20 protein-coding genes are annotated in these 19,840 nt (G+C 49.9%); 18 read left to right on the forward strand and 2 right to left on the reverse strand.

The window, feature by feature from the left end; translation table 11 throughout:
* Positions 1-44 precede the first annotated feature (44 nt).
* The 7 genes from icd to coaE all read left to right on the forward strand — a co-directional run bounded on the left by icd (position 45) and on the right by coaE (position 9,171).
* A complete protein-coding gene (gene icd / locus DPV68_RS13060) occupies positions 45-1,313 on the forward strand; it encodes an NADP-dependent isocitrate dehydrogenase (RefSeq protein WP_029595182.1) in 1,269 nt (422 codons plus the stop codon).
* A 30-nt stretch (positions 1,314-1,343) separates the two neighbouring features.
* The gene (mdh, locus tag DPV68_RS13065; RefSeq protein WP_114167235.1) at positions 1,344-2,279 is read left to right on the forward strand and encodes a malate dehydrogenase; all 936 of its coding nucleotides are present in this window, start codon (positions 1,344-1,346) and stop codon (positions 2,277-2,279) included.
* 195 nt (positions 2,280-2,474) lie between these two features.
* Positions 2,475-3,179: a response regulator transcription factor gene (locus DPV68_RS13070; RefSeq protein WP_114167236.1), complete on the forward strand. Its 705-nt coding sequence runs from the start codon at positions 2,475-2,477 to the stop codon at positions 3,177-3,179.
* Positions 3,176-4,903 carry a two-component system histidine kinase PnpS gene (pnpS, locus tag DPV68_RS13075; RefSeq protein ID WP_114167237.1) on the forward strand — a complete coding sequence of 576 codons (1,728 nt, stop codon included), beginning with the start codon at positions 3,176-3,178 and terminating at the stop codon, positions 4,901-4,903. Before DPV68_RS13070 ends, pnpS begins: the two co-directional genes overlap by 4 nt.
* A 207-nt stretch (positions 4,904-5,110) precedes the next feature.
* Positions 5,111-7,708, forward strand: a complete 2,598-nt coding sequence (gene polA / locus DPV68_RS13080; RefSeq protein WP_114167238.1) for a DNA polymerase I — start codon at positions 5,111-5,113, stop codon at positions 7,706-7,708.
* Between the two features lie 20 nt (positions 7,709-7,728).
* Entirely contained in the window at positions 7,729-8,553 is an 825-nt protein-coding gene (gene mutM, locus DPV68_RS13085) for a DNA-formamidopyrimidine glycosylase (RefSeq protein WP_114167239.1), read from the forward strand.
* Positions 8,554-8,565: 12 nt separating this feature from the next.
* Positions 8,566-9,171 carry a dephospho-CoA kinase gene (coaE, locus tag DPV68_RS13090; RefSeq protein ID WP_114167240.1) on the forward strand — a complete coding sequence of 202 codons (606 nt, stop codon included), beginning with the start codon at positions 8,566-8,568 and terminating at the stop codon, positions 9,169-9,171.
* A gap of 17 nt (positions 9,172-9,188) precedes the next feature.
* Here the strand turns inward: coaE and DPV68_RS13095 are convergent, their stop codons facing one another.
* Positions 9,189-9,671: a site-2 protease family protein gene (locus tag DPV68_RS13095; protein ID WP_114167241.1), complete on the reverse strand. Its 483-nt coding sequence runs from the start codon at positions 9,669-9,671 to the stop codon at positions 9,189-9,191.
* A gap of 155 nt (positions 9,672-9,826) precedes the next feature.
* Between DPV68_RS13095 and DPV68_RS13100 the strand changes: the two genes are divergently transcribed.
* From DPV68_RS13100 to DPV68_RS13135, 8 genes are all read left to right on the forward strand, one after another.
* Positions 9,827-10,858: a glyceraldehyde-3-phosphate dehydrogenase gene (locus DPV68_RS13100; RefSeq protein ID WP_114167242.1), complete on the forward strand. Its 1,032-nt coding sequence runs from the start codon at positions 9,827-9,829 to the stop codon at positions 10,856-10,858.
* Between the two features lie 231 nt (positions 10,859-11,089).
* Entirely contained in the window at positions 11,090-11,476 is a 387-nt protein-coding gene (speD, locus tag DPV68_RS13105; protein WP_114167243.1) for an adenosylmethionine decarboxylase, read from the forward strand.
* A 111-nt stretch (positions 11,477-11,587) separates the two neighbouring features.
* On the forward strand, positions 11,588-11,959 hold the full coding sequence (locus DPV68_RS13110) for a hypothetical protein (RefSeq protein ID WP_114167244.1): 372 nt from the start codon (positions 11,588-11,590) through the stop codon (positions 11,957-11,959).
* Between the two features lie 12 nt (positions 11,960-11,971).
* On the forward strand, positions 11,972-12,439 hold the full coding sequence (nrdR, locus tag DPV68_RS13115) for a transcriptional regulator NrdR (protein WP_021065634.1): 468 nt from the start codon (positions 11,972-11,974) through the stop codon (positions 12,437-12,439).
* A 42-nt stretch (positions 12,440-12,481) separates the two neighbouring features.
* On the forward strand, positions 12,482-13,846 hold the full coding sequence (locus DPV68_RS13120; RefSeq protein WP_114167245.1) for a DnaD domain protein: 1,365 nt from the start codon (positions 12,482-12,484) through the stop codon (positions 13,844-13,846).
* Between the two features lie 5 nt (positions 13,847-13,851).
* Positions 13,852-14,766, forward strand: a complete 915-nt coding sequence (gene dnaI / locus DPV68_RS13125; protein ID WP_114167246.1) for a primosomal protein DnaI — start codon at positions 13,852-13,854, stop codon at positions 14,764-14,766.
* A gap of 312 nt (positions 14,767-15,078) precedes the next feature.
* Entirely contained in the window at positions 15,079-17,016 is a 1,938-nt protein-coding gene (gene thrS, locus DPV68_RS13130; RefSeq protein ID WP_114167247.1) for a threonine--tRNA ligase, read from the forward strand.
* 112 nt (positions 17,017-17,128) lie between these two features.
* Complete coding sequence (locus DPV68_RS13135) at positions 17,129-17,992, forward strand: DUF1002 domain-containing protein (protein ID WP_114167257.1); 864 nt, start codon at positions 17,129-17,131, stop codon at positions 17,990-17,992.
* Between the two features lie 51 nt (positions 17,993-18,043).
* Here the strand turns inward: DPV68_RS13135 and DPV68_RS13140 are convergent, their stop codons facing one another.
* Entirely contained in the window at positions 18,044-18,253 is a 210-nt protein-coding gene (locus DPV68_RS13140) for a hypothetical protein (RefSeq protein ID WP_114167248.1), read from the reverse strand.
* A gap of 338 nt (positions 18,254-18,591) precedes the next feature.
* Here DPV68_RS13140 and infC point away from each other — a divergent pair, with 338 nt between their 5' ends.
* Genes infC through rplT form a run of 3 tightly spaced genes read left to right on the forward strand, consistent with a single transcriptional unit; the run spans position 18,592 to position 19,735 of the window.
* Complete coding sequence (infC, locus tag DPV68_RS13145) at positions 18,592-19,122, forward strand: translation initiation factor IF-3 (protein WP_021065640.1); 531 nt, start codon at positions 18,592-18,594, stop codon at positions 19,120-19,122.
* A 30-nt stretch (positions 19,123-19,152) separates the two neighbouring features.
* Positions 19,153-19,347: a 50S ribosomal protein L35 gene (gene rpmI / locus DPV68_RS13150; RefSeq protein ID WP_021065641.1), complete on the forward strand. Its 195-nt coding sequence runs from the start codon at positions 19,153-19,155 to the stop codon at positions 19,345-19,347.
* A gap of 28 nt (positions 19,348-19,375) precedes the next feature.
* On the forward strand, positions 19,376-19,735 hold the full coding sequence (gene rplT / locus DPV68_RS13155; RefSeq protein WP_021065642.1) for a 50S ribosomal protein L20: 360 nt from the start codon (positions 19,376-19,378) through the stop codon (positions 19,733-19,735).
* Positions 19,736-19,840 lie beyond the last annotated feature (105 nt).

The raw sequence follows: 19,840 nt of genomic DNA on the forward strand, positions 1-19,840 counted from the left end.
GCTCGCGTCGGCCTACATAAATGTACTTAGGGGGATTCATTATGTTGACACAGAACGAAAAAATCACAGTTGAGAACGGTGTATTAAACGTACCGAACGTACCGACGATTCCATTTATCATCGGTGACGGCACAGGACCAGACATCTGGAACGCATCAGTACGCGTCTTTGATGCGGCTGTCGAAAAAGCATATGGCGGCGAGAAGAAAATCGAATGGATGGAAGTATACGCTGGGGAGAAGGCCTACAATCAAAAAGGCGAATGGCTTCCAAACGAGACACTCGATCAAATCCGTGAATATTTGATTGCCATCAAAGGTCCGTTGACGACACCGGTCGGCGGCGGGATCCGTTCACTCAACGTAGCACTCCGTCAAGAACTTGACTTGTACACGTGCTTGCGCCCGGTTCGTTACTTCACAGGCGTCCCTTCACCGGTCAAACGCCCAGAGGATACAGACATGGTTATTTTCCGTGAGAACACAGAAGATATCTACGCAGGGATTGAGTACGCGTCAGGTAGCGACGAAGTGAAGAAGTTGATTTCATTCTTGAAAGAAGAGATGAACGTCAACAAAATCCGTTTCCCTGAAACGTCTGGTATCGGCATTAAGCCAATCTCGTCTGAAGGGACAAAACGTCTTGTTCGTGCGGCGCTCGAGTACGCCATCGCGAACAACCGTAAATCGCTCACGCTCGTTCATAAAGGGAACATCATGAAGTTCACAGAAGGCGCCTTCAAAAACTGGGGCTATGAGCTTGCAGAAGAAGAGTACGGCGACAAAGTCTTCACATGGGCGCAGTATGACCGTATCAAAGAAGAGTCAGGTGAAGCGGCTGCGAACGAAGCGCAGTCGAAAGCAGAAGCAGAAGGCAAAATCATCGTAAAAGATTCAATTGCCGATATCTTCTTGCAACAGATTTTGACACGTCCGCGTGAGTTCGATGTCGTGGCCACGATGAACTTGAACGGTGACTACATCTCGGATGCGCTCGCTGCCCAAGTCGGCGGAATCGGGATTGCACCTGGAGCGAACATCAACTACGTGACGGGCCATGCGATCTTCGAAGCGACACACGGTACGGCACCAAAATATGCAGGTCTTGACAAGGTCAACCCGTCATCAGTCATCTTGTCAGGTGAGATGATGCTTCGTCATATGAACTGGAACGAAGCGGCGGACCTCATCATCAACTCGATGGAGAAGACGATTGCCTCGAAAGTCGTCACATACGATTTCGCCCGCCTTATGGACGGCGCGACAGAAGTGAAGTGTTCAGAGTTTGCAGATGAACTAATCAAAAACATGTAATTCATCAGTTAAACCAAGGGGGAGAGCACAATGATTCGTCGCAATAAAATTTCGGTGATCGGTAGCGGATTCACGGGAGCCACGACTGCACTGTATCTGGCTCAAAAAGAGCTCGGTAACGTCGTCCTGCTCGATATCAAAGAAAACGAGAGCCCGACGAAAGGGAAAGCGCTCGATATGCAAGAGACGGCGCCGATTCAAGGGTTTGATTCGTGGATTACGGGGACGTCGGACTATGCCGAAACGGCGGATTCGGATATCGTCGTTATCACGGCCGGGATTGCCCGGAAACCTGGCATGAGCCGGGACGACCTCGTCTCGACGAACGCCAAAGTGATGCGGGCCGTCACGAAAGAAGTGGCCCGCTATTCACCCGATGCGATTTTAATCGTCTTGACGAACCCGGTCGATGCGATGACATATGCCGCCTTCAAAGAGTCAGGCTTCCCGAAAGAGCGTGTTATTGGTCAATCCGGTGTGCTCGATACGGCCCGGTTCCGGACGTTCGTCGCTGCGGAGTTGAATATCTCCGTGAAGGACGTCTCTGGATTCGTGCTCGGCGGGCACGGGGATGACATGGTCCCGCTCATTCGTTACTCGTACGCGGGAGGCATCCCACTCGAGAAGCTATTGCCGAGCGACCGGATCGAAGCGATTGTCAACCGGACCCGTAAAGGTGGTGGTGAGATCGTCCAGCTACTCGGGAATGGATCGGCCTATTATGCGCCGGCCGCGGCTATCGTCGAGATGGTCGAAGCAATCTTGAAAGATCAACGGCGTATTTTACCGGCCATCGCTTATCTCGACGGGGAGTACGGTTTCCACGACTTGTATCTCGGTGTGCCGACAATTCTTGGCGCGAACGGGATTGAACGTGTGCTCGAACTTGAATTGACGGAAGACGAGACGGCCGCGCTCGAGCAATCGGCTGAATCGGTACGCTCCGTCTTGAACGTCCTTAACTGATGCCTCACCTCGTCTGCTTGAGCAGGCGAGGTTTTTTGTAGACTTCGTTTTGAAGGACACGTGCTACACTGAACGAGGAACGTGGATTTGTTTTGTTTTTGTAAAGATTTGCTTTGATGTTGGTCGGACGTAGCATTGATTTGTAAAATAGGTATTGTATATGATTGAACAGATAGATTAGAGGAGGAACTAAGCGTGGCCGAAAAAGTGATTGTTGTCGATGACGAAGTGTCGATTGCGACGTTATTAAAATTCAATTTGGAGCAAGCCGGTTTTGAGGTTGAGACGGCTCATGACGGAAAGACTGGGCTCGAACTTGCCGAGAAGCAGGATGCAGTATTGATTATTCTTGATTTGATGTTGCCTGAGATGGACGGCCTTGAGGTGTGCAAGCGGCTCCGCCAACAGAAAGTGAACACGCCGATTCTCATGCTGACGGCAAAAGACGATGAATTTGATAAAGTGCTCGGTCTCGAGCTCGGGGCGGATGACTATTTGACAAAACCGTTTAGTCCGCGCGAAGTCGTAGCCCGGGTCAAAGCGATCTTACGACGCTCTGCCCCGCAAGAAGCGCCGGCACACAATGCGGATGTCATCGAAATCGGGGACGTGAAAATTATCGCGTCGAACTACGAAGTGTTCAAAAACGGCGAACGGCTCGAATTGACGCCGAAAGAGTTCGAGTTGTTGGCCTATCTTGCTAAAAACAAAGGCCGCGTCTTAACGCGTGACCAACTGTTATCGGCGATTTGGAATTATGACTTCGTCGGCGATACCCGCATCGTCGATGTTCATATCAGTCACCTTCGTGAAAAGATTGAACCGGTGACGAAAAAACCGACGTATATTAAAACGATTCGCGGTCTCGGTTATAAGATGGAAGAGCCGATGCCCGAATGAAGACGTACCACTCGCGTTTTTTGACGACGCTCATCCTGCTCGTGACGGGCGTCATGCTGACCCTCGGGATCGTGCTTGGTCAATTGTTCAAAGATTTCTATTTGGACTCCGAACGCGATCGTTTAAAAGAGGACGCAGAACTCGCTGCATTGTATTTGGATGGCGGCGAGCTTGCTGCGATTCAAAACTACGTTAGGCAAATCGACGGAGAGAGCAGTTTCGATATTTTGCTCCTCAATCGCCGGATGGAAGTGATTGCCGGGACACCGTTTCGGGTTGGCTCGTTTGATTTTCGGATGGACGCTGCCACGATTCCGGATGACGGGACGTTTGGGAACGAGACACGTGAAGATTTGATTCAGTTCACAAAACCGATTTCCCTCTCATCGGGCGATCCAGTCTATCTCAGTTTCATTCGCTATGTTTCCGATTTAGAGGGTGTCTATAACCGGATTTGGCTGACGATTACGCTGGCCTTAATTTTCTCCTTCGTTTTGATTCTCTTTGTCCTGCATAATTTGACGAACCAATTCATTCGACCGATTGACGAGGCGACAATCGTGTTACGTGAACTCGCGGACGGTAACTATCGGGCTCGGGTCTATGAACTGCGCAACGATGAAGAGACAGGGAGTTTGGCCGGATCGATTAACGTGCTCGCCCGTAACCTCGAGACGATCTCACTCGGTGAATCGGTTCAACGGGCGCGGCTTGAGTCGCTCATCGAGTATATGGGGGCGGGACTCCTTCTCGTCGACGAGCGTGGCATCGTCACACTCGTCAACCGCTCGTATCGTGACATGTTCCAATACAATGACTTGATGATTGGTCAATTTTATCACGGCATTTTACCGAGTCCGGACGTCGAGACGTTGATTGAGGACGTCTATTTGACCGAAGAGCCCCACCGCCGTCAATTGTCGATTCGAACCGGCTTCAACCAAAAGACGTATATGGTGTCGGCCGCACCGATCTTCAGTGATACAGGCATGTTGCGCGGGACGACGCTCCTGTTTAACGACATTTCGGAATTGAAACGACTCGAGAAGATGCGGAAAGATTTCGTCGCGAACGTCAGCCATGAGTTGAAAACGCCGCTCACATCGATCCGAGGTTTCAGTGAGACACTCCTTGACGGGGCAAAAGAAGTGCCCGAGTTGCGCGATCAATTTTTGGATATCATCCAAAAAGAAGCGACGCGCATGCAGATGCTCGTTGAAGACTTACTCGAGCTGTCACGGCTTGAACGTGAAGATTTCCATTTGGACTTCACCCCGGTCCAGCTCAATCAACTCGTTGAGGAAGTGTGTCTCGTGTTGAGCCAGAAAGCGGAGCAGAAATCGATTCAATTGGAGTCACGCCACGACGGGGAAGTCGTCTTGCAGGCAGACATGAACCGAATCAAGCAAGTCATCTTGAACCTTGTCGCCAACGCGATTAATTATTCGCTAGAAGGAAGCCGGGTCGAAATTGCGGTCGAGAAGAGGGACGACGGCTCTTACTTGATTGTCAAAGACAACGGGATTGGCATCGCGCCAAAAGAAGTGAGCCGAATCTTTGAACGATTCTACCGGGTCGATAAAGCGCGAAGCCGGAACTCCGGCGGGACAGGTCTCGGCCTTGCCATCGTCAAACATATCATTGATCTTCATCACGCGACGATTCACGTGGATAGTGTCGAAGGCGCTGGGACAACGTTCACAATCAAATTCCCAATCGCTTAACATGGAATTCATGTCGGGTTCATACCGGCTTTACAAAGCGATGCTACTCTATAGATGAGACCTCTTCATCATCTCGTGTCCCGGCCGGTGCTCATCTCCACTCGGTCAGGAAGATTGACCCTTTTCTAGCTACTAGAAAAGGGTCTTTTTTTTCGAACGCATGTGCCCGTATGATATGATGGAATCAGATAGAATGGAGGTTGACCAATGAATAAACTACTACTTCTTGATGGAAACTCACTTACCTATCGTGCGTTTTTCGCGCTGCCTCCGATGACGGATGCGAGCGGCCGAAATACGAACGCCGTGTACGGATTCACGATGATGCTGTTAAAGCTGATGGAAGATGAACAACCGACGCATTTTGCGGTTGCATTCGATGCGTCGAAAAAGACGTTTCGCCATGATACGTACGCTGATTATAAAGGCGGACGGCAAAAGACCCCAGGGGAACTCCGTGAACAGTTCCCGATTGTCCGCGAGATTTGCGAGGCGTTCGGCATCAAAGTGCTTGAGCTCGATCAATACGAGGCCGATGACATCATCGGGACGCTTTCGAAAAATACTGCGTTCGATCAAGTGACCGTCGTCACCGGTGATAAAGATTTACTGCAGTTGATTGACGATCGCGTTACCGTCTACTTGACGAAGCGCGGCATCACCGACGTCGAAACGATGGATGCGACGGCGTTCAAAGAGCGCTACGATGGTCTCAGCCCGCTTCAAATGATTGATTTGAAGGGTCTGATGGGAGATAAGTCCGATAACATCCCGGGCATTCCAGGTGTCGGTGAAAAGACGGCGCTTAAACTGCTCACGGCTTACGGATCTGTCGAGGGACTATATGAACATACGCATGAGTTGAAAGGGAAACAAAAAGAAAAGGTGGAGGCGAACGAGCGAGAAGCACTTATGTCGAAACAATTGGCGACGATTTATACCGATGTTCCAATCGATATCAGCATGGATGAACTGACATTCCATCCGTATGACGCCGGCAAAGTGAAACCGCTGTTTATGAGCCTCCAGTTCAAGTCACTCCTGGGCAAACTGAACCTTGAAGCGTCAAGCGAGGAAGCGGTCGAAGCGCGTGAGGTGAATCATATCGCGATCGACGAGCAAGATTTGACGGAAGCGGTGCTGTTCCTCGAACAGCTCCGTGACGACTATTTCGAGGAACCGGTCATCGGTGTGGCCATCGCCACGAAAGCCGGCGTCACGGTCGGGGATGCGACGCTCTTAGACGCCCCGACTGTCCGTGATTGGTTGGCCGACGAGAGTAGCGCCACGATTTGTCTCGATGCGAAGCAGACAATCATTCAATTGAAACGGCATGGTATCACGCTCCGAGGTTATGACGATTTGCTCGTCGCCGGATATTTGCTTAACCTGTCGGGCGGAACGACGCTCGATTCGATTGCCGCCCATTTCGATTATGCGTTACCGGAAGACGAGGCCGTGTACGGAAAAGGCGCGAAACTGACTGTCCCTGAAGAAGACGTGCTCAAGCAACATCTCGGTGAGAAGGCGATGGCCATCTTGACATTGTTCGTGAACGTCAGCAAAGAACTCGACCAAAACGAACAGACGTCGCTCTATGAAGATTTGGAACGACCGCTCGCCTCAGTGCTCGCGGAAATGGAGTGGGCTGGTATTCACGTCGACGTGGCGACACTAAAAGTGATGGAAGACGATTTACGGGAACGCCTGCTTCAACTTGAGACAGAGATTCACAGTCTCGCAGGGGAGGCGTTCAATATCAACTCACCGAAACAGCTCGGCGTCATCCTGTTCGAGAAGTTGGCGTTGCCAGCTGTCAAAAAAACGAAGACGGGGTACTCGACGGCAGCCGACGTGCTCGAGAAACTCGCACCGCTCCATCCGATCGTCGAACATATCATGCATTATCGCGAGCTCGGCAAGTTGCAATCGACCTATGTCGAAGGCTTACAAAAAGTCATCAAGGACGACGGGAAGATTCACACCCGCTACACGCAGACATTGACCCAGACCGGGCGATTGTCTTCAGTCAACCCGAACTTACAGAACATCCCAATCCGCTTGGAAGAAGGACGGCGAATTCGCAAAGCGTTTACCGCGAGCGAGGCTGATTGGGTGCTGTATGCGGTCGACTATTCGCAAATCGAGCTCCGCATCATGGCCCACATGTCGCAAGATGAGAAGATGCTCGAGGCGTTCCTGCATGACGAGGATATCCATACATCGACAGCGGCCAATGTGTTCCGGGTCGCCAAAGAAGAAGTGACGTCACTCATGCGTCGTCAAGCGAAAGCGGTCAACTTCGGTATCATTTATGGAATCAGTGACTACGGATTGTCACAAAACCTCGGCATTAGCCGAAAAGAAGCACAGACGTTTATCGATACGTACTTCGAACAATTCCCAGGAGTAAAACGTTTCATGGATGCCGCCATTGAACGGGCTCGAGAACACGGCTACGTCGAGACGATGCTGAAGCGCCGCCGCAATATCCCGGACATTCATTCCCGGAACTTCAACTTGCGCGGATTTGCAGAACGGACAGCCATCAACACGCCGATTCAAGGGACGGCCGCCGATATCATCAAAAAAGCGATGATCGATGTAGATGTGGCGCTCCGTGAGTCGGGTTTACAGTCGAAACTACTGCTTCAAGTCCACGATGAACTCATCTTTGAAGGACCGAAAGAAGAGATGGAAGCGCTCGAGACGATTGTCAAACAAGCCATGGAACACACGGTCACCTTGGACGTACCGCTCCGTGCAGACGGTTCGTTCGGTGAGACATGGTTCGACACGAAATAAAATCGAGAAAGGAAATCGATATGCCAGAATTACCAGAAGTGGAGACGGTCTGTCGCCGATTGCGGCCGTTCGTCTCCGGAAAAACGATTGAAAATGTTGAAGTGATTGATGCGAAAATCATTCGAGGTCACGAACCTGAGAGTTGGAAACAACAGCTGCTCGGCGAGACGATTCAAGACGTCGAACGGCGCGGTAAGTTCATTTTATTCAAGTTGAAGAATGGCTATCTCGTTTCGCATCTGCGGATGGAAGGAAAATTCTTCCCGCATGACGAAAAAGTCAATCCGATTAAACATACACACGTCGTTTTCACATTTACGGACGGGACGACACTTCATTACAACGATGTCAGGAAGTTCGGCACGATGGAGCTGAAGACGAATGAAGACTTATATGTGACACCACCGTTGTCGCTTCTCGCACTCGAGCCGTTCGATCCCGAAGTGACGGCGGAGACGCTTCACGCCCGTTTGAAGCGGATGAGCGTCCGCGCCATCAAGACGGCGCTGCTCGACCAGTCGATTTTTGTCGGCCTCGGCAACATTTACGTCGATGAGACGTTGTTCCGGGCCGGGGTTCACCCGACCCGCCCGGCAGCCTCGCTTTCGCTTGACGAGGTCCGGCTAGTGCACCAAGAGGCCGTAGCGGTGTTGACGGAAGCGATTGAACGAGGCGGGAGCACGATTCGGAGTTATACGAATCCGGACGGGGCGAGCGGGACGTATCAAGAGACGCTGTCCGTGTATGGACAGACCGGGGAGCCGTGTACGCGATGCGGAAAACCGATTGAAAAGATGAAACTAGGCGGACGGGGCACACACTACTGTCCGCACTGCCAACAGTAAGAGGTGGACACAATGTTGAAGATTGGTTTGACAGGTGGAATTGCGACAGGAAAGTCGACCGTATCTAGGCTGTTTCAAAAGCAAGGCATCCCGATCATCGATGCCGACAAGATGGCGCGGATTGTCATCGAGCCAGGTGGCAAGGCGTTTGCTGGCGTCCGCGACGCGTTTCCCCAATGTTTTACGGGCGACGAACTGAACCGTCAGGCGCTCGGACGAGAGATCTTTCATGATGATGCCAAACGTCAGTTACTCAATCAGCTCATGCACCCGGCCATCCGCGAAGAGATGCTCGAGGAGATGCGCGAATACGAAGCAGCAGGTGAGACGGTCGTCATGTTCGATATTCCGCTCTTGTTCGAAGGGACGATGCGGGACCTCGTCGACTATACGGTCGTCGTCTATTGCCGGGAAGAGATTCAATTGATGCGTCTCATGGAGCGTAACGGGTTGACGAAAGAAGAAGCGCTCGCGCGCATCCATGCACAAATACCGATTGAGGAAAAAAAGCAACAGGCTGATTTTTTGATCAACAACAACGGTGCGTTAGGTGACTTGTCGGCTCAAGTGGTCCGTCTCGTCGAACAATTTGAAGACATGAAAAAAGAAGGCGACTGAGCGCCTTCTTTTTTTATTCAGTTGAGTGGGTCTGCGTCAGGCTTCCCTTTTTTCCACGTATCGAAGATGGCACGTCCGTCGCTCGGGTGGCCGTTCGAATAGTAAATCGGATAGAGTGAGAAAAAGACGTAATAAAACGAGAAGTAAGCAAATTGATAGGTCATAATTGAAGCCTCAATCAATTGAGTCGTAATCATACCGTTGATTATAAAAATACTCCCTAAATTAAAAATGGCTCCACCGCCGTACACCAGCGTCCTTGTCAAACGATTACTATATTTCAAGTCGCTGAATTGGCACCAGGCGTCATAGAAGTAGACGCGGTTGAATTGCAGGCGCCCGACTTTGAACAATTTTTTCCCCGTCCCAATCTCCATATCAAGCGAACCCCCGAACAGTTTCGCGAAGAAGAAGTGACCGAACTGGTGGATGATCGTCACAATCGGCAAAATAATAAAAAACGATACGATAAATTTATCTAAATCGGTCCAATCAAACATGCTGTTCTAACTCCTTTCCAAGCTCTACACCAACTTCCCCTCTTTTTTAAATATAAAACTGTGAAAAAGTGAAAGAAATGTGAAGATTCATAGTGAAAACGCTTCCAATTTTCCGTTATAATGATGTCGTAATGCAGAAAAAAGGGGGATTTTACATGGGGACGAAAGTTGCAATCAATGGATTTGGACGAATCGGCAGAATGGTGTTTCGGAAATTGATGCTTGAAGGGCGTCACGATGTGGTCGCTATCAATGCGAGTTATCCGGCAGAGACGCTCGCACATTTGATTAAGCACGACACGGTCCATGGGCCGTTCGCGCTCACGGTCCGGGCGCATGGGGATGCGCTCGAAGTCGACGGGAAACACATCGTGCTCGTCTCCGAGCGGGACCCAGAGCGATTGCCTTGGGCCGAGCTCGGGGTCGAGATTGTCATCGAGGCGACGGGGAAATTCAATTCTGATGTCGGGGCGAAAAAACATTTGACAGCTGGCGCGAAGAAAGTCATTTTAACGGCGCCAGGAAAAGGGGAGCTCCGGACGATTGTCATGGGGGTGAACGATCGTGACTATTCGCCGGAACACGATCACGTCATCTCGAACGCCTCTTGTACGACGAACTGTCTCGGTCCGGTCGTGAAAGTGCTCGATTCGACGTTCGGGATCGAGACGGGGCTCGTGACGACGGTACATGCGTATACGAACGATCAAAACAATATCGATAATCCGCATAAAGATCTTCGCCGTGCCCGTGCTTGTGGTAGTTCTATTATACCGACTTCGACGGGAGCCGCGAAAGCGATCGGACTCGTCTTGCCTGAACTTCAGGGTAAGTTGAACGGGATGGCGCTACGGGTCCCGACACCGAACGTCTCGCTTGTCGACCTCGTCGTCGAGTTGCGTCGGGACGTAACGGTCGATGAAGTGAATCAGGCGTTCGAGCGTGCGGCTCACGGAGAGATGACGGGTATTCTCGGTGTCTCGAACGAACCGCTCGTCTCGATCGACTTCAATGGGGATGAGCGTTCCTCGATCATTGACGCCGATTCGACGATGGTGCTTGGTGGCAATCACGTCAAAGTACTCGCTTGGTACGACAACGAATGGGGTTATTCGTGCCGTGTCGTCGACCTGTTGGATATGGTCGCGAGCTACCTGCAAATCGGGCAACAAGAAACCCGCGTCTGAAAAAATATATTCACACAAAAATATTTTGAATAAATTGAAACAAATATCTTGTAACGACGTTCCAAACACGATACACTCTAACTCGTGAACTTCAATTGGTCTGACAAACGCAACTTAAAGGGTTAGGACCTCTTAGGACTAACTTGCCCCCGTGGTTGTGGGCGATTCAGGCACAAAGTGAGTGATCATCAACTACTTTGAGACCATTGATGTAAAGGGGGATCCACTAATATGGATACTATGGGACGTCACATTATTACAGAACTTTGGGAGTGCAATCCCGACAAATTAAACGATATCGACTACATCGAGCGCTTGTTCGTCGATGCAGCACTTCGCTCAGGCGCTGAAGTCCGCGAAGTCGCTTTCCACAAATTTGCGCCGCACGGCGTAAGTGGGGTCGTCATCATTTCAGAATCACACTTAACGATTCACAGTTTCCCAGAGCATGGTTACGCATCAGTCGATGTGTTCACATGTGGGGACCGAATCGATCCAGCCACAGCCTCGCAATATATTGCGGAAGGCTTGGAAGCGAAAGTTCGTGAAGATGTGAAACTTGACCGTGGGATGGGACCGATTCGGGTTCCAGAAGCGCAAGTGGCAATCAACAAATAATCAGATTGACCTATTGAGGCTGGCCGATTTTCGGTCAGCCCTTTTAATTGTTTTGTTAACCGTCTAATTTTGATATGCTTAACCTATATAAATAAGGTGTCGAGGTGGATAATGGGATTATTGGATAAGTTTCAAACACATGTCCAAACGGACGATTCGCATAAAAATGAGGCGCTGCGCACACGTTACGTGGCGGCATCGCCGAGCGCCGTGCTCACATGGCTCCGCGAGCGGATTCAAGCAGAAGGTCAAACGGTTCGTCGTGTCGATGCAGACCGAGGCGAAGTGGCGTTTAACGGCGACGGGTGGGATGCGTTGGCGACAGTCATTCAAGTGGACGGCGGACGTACTGCTGTCGATTTCACATTGAACCGTGACCAGATGCTCGGACCGGACCTCGGTCAAATCGTGACCACATATTATGAGGCGCTATCAGTTAAGTTCCCGCTCCGCGCCATCGGGAATCAATCTGTCGAACGATAAGGAGGGCTGAGCATGCGTTGTCCTAAATGCGATCATAATGGAACGAGAGTGCTCGACTCCCGGCCAGTACAAGATTTTTATTCGATTCGACGCCGTCGCGAATGCGAGGAGTGCGGCTATCGTTTCACCACGTTTGAGACGGTCGAACAGACGCCGCTCATTATCGTCAAGAAAGACGGCAATCGCGAAGAGTTCAGCCGTGAGAAAGTGCTCCGCGGCATCATACGGGCTTGTGAGAAACGCCCGGTCACGCTCGAGCAACTTGAAGGTGTCGTTACGAAAGTCGAACAACAGTTACGTGCTCTCGGTCAGTCCGAGATTCCGAGCGAACAAGTCGGGGAGCTCGTGATGAATGAATTGGCACGCGTCGATGAAGTGGCCTACGTCCGTTTCGCGTCCGTCTATCGCCAGTTCAAAGATATCTCTGTGTTCTTTAAAGAACTTGAAGATTTAATGAAGCAAGAAAAATCGACCAACTAGAGGGGCGGCCTGCTGGTCGCCTTTTTTCAAGGGAGACCTATCATGGAAAAAGAACGAATCTTGTACGGGACTGACGAACTGTTGATCATGAGCACCGGGCTCATCGATCGCGAGTCGTATCAGTCGTTGTATCACTTATATCAGCCGGTCATCGGCGTGAAGGCGCTCGCGATGTATCAGACGCTTTGGAGCGAACTGAAGCCCGGAAAGATGAAATCGAACTATATGTCGCACAGCGCGCTCTGTGAGATGCTCGACTACTCGATTAACGAGCTGACGGACTGTCTGTTCCGGCTCGAGGCGATTGGTCTCGTCCGAACGTATAAGACGAAAGACGAGCGCTTGACCCAGTACGTGTATCAACTGCGCGTCCCGCTCGCGCCGCACACGTTCTTGAACGACGGGCTGTTGTCGAGCTTTCTCTTCTATAAAGTCGGGGAAGTCCGTTTCAAGCAGTTGCAAGGAAGATTCACGATTGACCCGTTGCCGGCCGGAATCATTGAAGTGACGAAAGACTTCAATGAAGTGTTCGACGTTAAAGGTGTGAATCACATGGCATTCACACAAAAGAACTATGAGAAGCCTGACCGTGCCAAAATTGAGATCAACTATACGTTCGATATGGAAATCGTCAAAAAGCTGACGAACTTCCCGGTCGGTTTCTTCACGAAGAAACTCGATGAGACGATCACGAAACTCGCGTACGTCTCACAAATCGATGAAGAGAAGATGGCCGAGATGCTAAAAGAATATTTTGTCCACGAGGCATACCTGCCTCTTACTGAACAAGAGAAACGCGATGGCTGCCGTCAGATGGTGTTGCAGTTGAAGAAGAAACAGACACGACATCGGAAAGTGAAGTCTAATGAGGAAGAGAAAGAGAAAGAGAAAGAAAAAGCGGAAGTCGGTGATTTGCATGACGTTAAAGTCATGGAAGAAACGCATCCAAGTCAATACGTGGCAAAATTAAGAAAGACACCGCAACTTTCTCAGAGTGATGAACAACTTATTATAGAAATGTTGGATTCACTCGGCCTTACACCTGAGATGATTAATGCGCTGTATTACCACATAGTCGAAGTTGAGAAAAGTACAATTAACAGGGGTTATGTCATTTCAATTGCAACGGATTGGAAAACTAGAGGCTATACAAGCGCGAAAGAAGCGCTGGACGAAGCTAAAGCGTTAATGGATTTGAAAAATAAAAAGAAGGAACAACAATCTAAAGTTCAGAGAACTACAGTAGGGTCTAAACGAAAATCACAAACAGAACTTCCTAAGTGGTTTGAAGAAGAGGCAAAAGAACAAAGATTATATAATAAAAAACGAAAACAGGAACTCGAAGCTTCGGTCCCAGACGATGCGGAACTCGTCAAGTTGTTGAATGAATTGAAAGAGAAAGGATGAGGGACATGGAACGTATCAATCAAACGCTCGCCCAAATGATGAACCGAAAAGAAGTGCGTGATGCGTACGAATCGATCCGTCGGCGTACCCTCGAACATCCAGAAGTCGTTGCTTTTTTACGATTGCACCCAGAATTAGATGAAAAATCGATAGAAATCGGTTTTACAAAACTCAGTGAATATGCTGAACAGATGAATGGTAAGCAATTAATTGATGAGAAAGCTGTTATACCTGGGCATCAACCGGTTTTATACGTTGATCGAGGTCAAATATCAATTCGATATGAAGAGACTATCAAGCATCGTCAAGATCGACGACAAAAAGAAGCGGAACATAAATTCAAAAGTTTATTTTTGCCTGAGGAAGTGCGCGAAGCTAAAATGACGTCATTCGATTGGTCAGATGATGCTCGTAAGATTGCGTTTCGTGAAGCTTCGAAGTTTTTATCAGGTATTAAACACAATATAAAAGTAAATGGTCTATATTTATACGGAAGTTTTGGAGGCGGTAAAACATATCTTTTGGCAGCGATTGCTAACGAATTAAAGCAAGCGGATGTTGAAACTATTCTCGTTCATGCTCCGGGCTTTGTTTCAGAAGCAAAACGAAAAATACGGGCGGACTCGTTCGATTCATTTTTAATGTCATTTCAAAATGTCCCGGTCTTGTTAATCGATGACATCGGAGCCGAGGCAATCAGTCCGTGGGTACGGGACGAACTGTTCGGAATCATCTTACAATATCGCATGATGCATCGCTTGCCGACGCTTTATAGTTCAAACTTTGATATTGAGGAACTGGCTTTGCACTTTTCGTTAGATGGTTCGCCGCAGAACAAAATGAAGGCAGAGCGGCTCATGCAGCGCATCTCGACGACGACGACGCAAATCGAGTTAAAAGGTGAGAATCGCCGGCGGTAAAAGGATTGTATTTCTGGAACGAGTTGACTATACTAATAAGCATATAACCGATGCATGGAAGAGGACATGAGACGTCGTAACGGGTTTCAAAGCGAGGGAAGGCTGGTGAGAGCTTCCTAAACACGCCGATCGCCTTACTCCCTCAGAGCACCGTACGGGTCAATCGTGCGGCGATTCACACTCGTTATCGTGTGTTCGAGCCAAGCGGATCGCTTGGGAACGAGGGTGGTACCACGAGAATCAAAGCTCGTCCCTTTTATAGGGATGGGCTTTTTTTATTTATTTTCAGATGTAGAGAGGGGAAGTTGACACATGATTCAATTAACATTTCCAGATGGGGCCGTCAAAGAGTTTGAGGCCGGCATCACAGCAGAAGAAGTAGCGGGTTCGATTAGCCCGGGACTCCGCAAAAAAGCAATCGCCGCCAAAATCGACGGCGAGATGATCGATTATCGCCGTCCGATTGAACACGACGGTAACATCGAGCTCGTCATGCCTGACTCAGAAGACGGCATCGATTTGATGCGCCACTCGTCAGCCCACTTGATGGCTCAAGCCATCAAGCGCTTATACGGGGAAGAAGGCAACATCTACCTCGGAATCGGACCGACGATCGAGAACGGGTTCTATTACGACATCGAGATGGACCGCCGCATCAACGAGGAGGACCTTCCAGAAATCGAGAAGATGATGAAACGAATCGTCGACGAGAACTTGGACATCACACGCGAAGTCGTCTCGCGCGACGAAGCGCTCGAGCGCTACAAACAGCTCGGGGACCCGCTCAAAATCGAATTGATTGAAGACATCCCGGCGAGCGAGACGCTCACGATTTACCATCAAGGCGAATTTTTCGACTTGTGCCGTGGGCCGCACGTCCCGTCGACATCGAAATTGAAAGTGTTCAAGTTGATGAGCGTGGCCGGTGCTTACTGGCGCGGCGACTCGGACAATAAGATGCTGCAACGGATTTACGGGACGGCGTTCGCGACGAAAGAACAACTCGCGGAACATTTACGTCTGTTAGAAGAAGCGAAAGAGCGCGACCATCGCAAACTCGGGAAAGAGCTCGACCTCTTCTTCGTATCGCAAGAAGTTGGTCAAGGCTTGCCGATGTGGCTCCCGAAAGGCGCCTCGATTCGTCGTACGGTCGAGCGCTATATTGTCGACAAAGAGCTCGAGCTCGGCTATCAGCACGTCTACACACCGGTCCTCGGTTCGGTCGACTTGTATAAGACATCGGGGCACTGGGATCACTATCAAGACGACATGTTCCCGAAAATGGAGATGGACAACGAAGAACTCGTCCTTCGTCCGATGAACTGTCCGCACCACATGACGATCTATAAACATGAGCCGCGCTCATACCGCGAACTCCCGCTTCGTATCGCCGAGCTCGGCGGTATGCACCGTTACGAGATGTCAGGTGCGCTCACAGGCCTTCAACGCGTCCGTTACATGGTGTTGAACGATGGGCACACGTTCGTCACACCGGAACAGATGAAGCAAGAGTTCAAAGATATCGTCCACTTGATTCAAGAAGTGTACGCCGACTTCGGCATTAAAGACTATCGTTTCCGCTTGTCGTACCGTGATCCGGCCGACAAAGAGAAATACTTTGACAACGACGCAATTTGGGAAACAGCCCAACGCCAGTTGAAAGAGACGATGGATGAGCTCGGTCTCCCATATTTCGAAGCCGAAGGTGAAGCGGCCTTCTACGGACCGAAACTCGACGTCCAAGTCCGGACGGCACTTGGGAAAGAAGAGACGTTGTCGACGGTCCAACTCGACTTCTTGCTCCCAGAGCGGTTCGACTTGACGTACACAGGACCAGACGGCAAAGACCATCGCCCGATCGTCCTTCACCGTGGGGTCGTTTCGACGATGGAGCGTTTCGTCGCCTACTTGATTGAAGAATATAAAGGCGCGTTCCCGACATGGCTCGCACCGGTCCAAGTCAAATTGATCCCGGTCTCACACGTCCACGACGAATACGTCGCGGAAGTGAAGGCAGAACTCGTCAAACGCGGTGTCCGTGTCGAAACGGACCTTCGTGACGAGAAACTCGGCTACAAGATTCGGGAAGCACAGATGAAGAAAATCCCGATGACGCTCGTCCTCGGTGATAAAGAACGCGATGAGCGTGCGGTCAACATCCGCCGCTACGGACAACAAGAACAAGTATCGGCCACGCTCGATGAATTCTTATCGTCACTCACAGAAGAAATCGCAAACCGTTCACGTTAATCGGTCGACCATCCTTCACCGGAAGGGTGGTCGTTTTTCGGTCTTGAGACGGATGCGAAAGACTTCACCAAACACGTATGGTAGAAGAAAGGAGTGATTCATCTTGAATTATATGAAACCATTAGTGGCGCTCACGATCGGTTCGGTTGTCGCGACAAGCATGATTCCAAAAGTAAACGCAGAAGCCATCGTCGATGACACGATCGTCACACTCGGTGAGTCGTTATCGGCGAGCCAACGGGACTGGGTGCTCGAACGGGTCGAGGCACCGGCGGGGATTGAACCGATCATCACGACCGCGGCTGATGAAGATAAATATTTAGGGGACGCCGTTCCGCAAGCGCAGCGCGGCGGGGGCATGTATTCATCAGCCCGCATCAAACTGACCGACGGGACCGGACTCGATATCAAAACAGAGAATGTCACATGGGTGACCGAAGATATGTATGCGAATGCTCTCGTGACGGCAGGCGTCACGGATGCCGATATTTATATCACGTCGCCGATTCGCGTCACCGGGACGTCGGCGTTGACGGGTATCATGAAAGCCTACGATCAGACGGCCGCGGAGACAGGCATTCAATTGAGCGAGGAACGGAAAGACTTGGCGCAAGAAGAACTCGCGGTCACATCTGAAATCGGGAAGACGGTCGGTCAAGAGGACGTGGCCGGACTGATGAACGAAATCAAAGCGGAAATTGCGAACAAGGCACCGGAGACGAATATCGAGATTCGCGATATCGTCATCCAAGTGCTGAATCAAAACAATGTCCAACTGTCTGATACGCAGTTGACGCAATTGACGACGTTGTTCGAGAACATGCAACAGGCAAACCTCGACTGGGGTGCGATCAGCAACGGATTGCAAGGGGCAGGTCAAAACGTTCAGGCGTTCCTCGAGACCGAAGAAGTGCAAGGTTTCTTCGCGCGTTTGTTTGAAGCGCTCAGCAACTTCTTCAAGTCGTTGACGAATTGAACGGCTTTGCGTATATGACAAATGGTATTGAAAAAGGGCCTCGGCCCTTTTTCAATACCATCGTTTATGGATATAGTCGCGAGCCGACTCGTGGTCGTCCACAATCTTCAATGTGATTCGATTCATCTCTTCTAAAAGGTCCGTCAATACCGCTTCGAGCTTGGCATCACTCACCTCGTGGTGGCGCATCGTCTCTTGTACGATGTGTTTGATTTGGTCGTGATAATCATGGTCGTCTTTCACTTGCTGTCTCCAAGACACGGCCCATCCCTCCTTTTTTATTTTATTCCCTCGGAAAAGGTATTGCGAAACAGCGAAATGACTGTTATCATCATAAAAGTGTGAGCTACCAATTATTCATGCGCGAATTCTTGACATCTTAATCCTATTGGTGTTAAGATGACATAGTGATTAAATACAACAAAGCAGAAGCGCCCGCTTCTCACCTCGTCCGAACAGATTCGGTCAGGTCCATCATGTACGTGAAGCAGTCGAGCCTTGGTCTCTGCTGACTCCGAAATGATGTGTGGGCGGGAAACTGCCGACGCTTTTTTTATTGCCATGTTGTCTTATCAATCTAAAACTCGTGCAACCGCACGATGGAGGTGCTAACCATTAGCAAAGAGCTCTTTATCAACGAAAACATTCGTGCCCGTGAAGTTCGCTTAATTGGAGCGGACGGTGCACAACTCGGTGTGCAATCGCGTAATGAAGCATTACGTTTAGCAGAAGAGGCTGAACTCGATCTCGTCTTGGTCGCCGACAAAGCTAACCCACCGGTCGCTAAAATTATGGACTATGGAAAATACCGTTTCGAACTCCAGAAAAAGGAGAAAGAAGCGCGTAAAAACCAAAAAGTCATCCAATTGAAAGAAGTGCGCCTCAGCCCGACAATCGAGGAAAACGATTTCCAAACGAAATTGCGTAACGCTCGCAAATTCCTTGAAAATGGTAACAAAGTGAAAGCGTCGATCCGTTTCCGCGGACGCGCCATCACACACTCGGAAATCGGCCGACGCGTCATGGAAAAATTGGCGGCGGAATGTGCCGACTTGGCAACAGTTGAGCAAAAGCCGAAGATGGAAGGACGCAGCATGTTCTTAGTGCTGGCTCCGAAGAAAGAAGATTAATCATCGAGTCATAGTGGGGAGGAAATACTCATGCCGAAAATGAAATCGCACCGTGGTGCTTCTAAACGTTTCAAACGTACTGCATCAGGTAAACTCAAGCGTTCACACGCTTACACAAGTCACTTGTTTGGTAACAAATCGACGAAAGCGAAACGTAAGCTCCGTAAAGGTGCTATCGTATCAGCTGGAGACTTCAAACGCATTCGCAACATGATCGCGAAGTAATACAGAAAGAATTTAGGAGGGAAACCATATGCCACGCGTAAAAGGCGGTTATACGACTCGTCAACGTCGTAAAAAGCAAATCAAGCTTGCCAAAGGTTATTTTGGCTCGAAACACATTCTATTTAAAGTAGCAAAACAACAAGTCATGAAGTCACTCATGTACGCTTATCGTGACCGTCGTCAAAAGAAACGTGATTTCCGTCGTCTTTGGATCACACGTATCAATGCGGCAGCACGCACAAACGGTCTTTCATACAGCCGTATGATGCACGGCCTCAAGCTCGCAGGGATCGATATCAACCGTAAGATGCTTGCTGAGCTTGCTGTGACAGATGCACAGGCATTCGCGTCACTTGCTGATACAGCTAAATCAAAATTGAACGCGTAATCGTTCAATCGACAGCGCCGAGACCTTATCTCGGCGCTTTCTTTTTTCTGATTTATTCCGTGAACTACTCACCACTTGCTTGCTTCGCAACCTGAAGTGGGAGCT

It is taken from the genome of Exiguobacterium sp. TNDT2 (assembly GCF_003331145.1).
Taxonomy (GTDB): Bacteria; Bacillota; Bacilli; order Exiguobacteriales; family Exiguobacteriaceae; genus Exiguobacterium.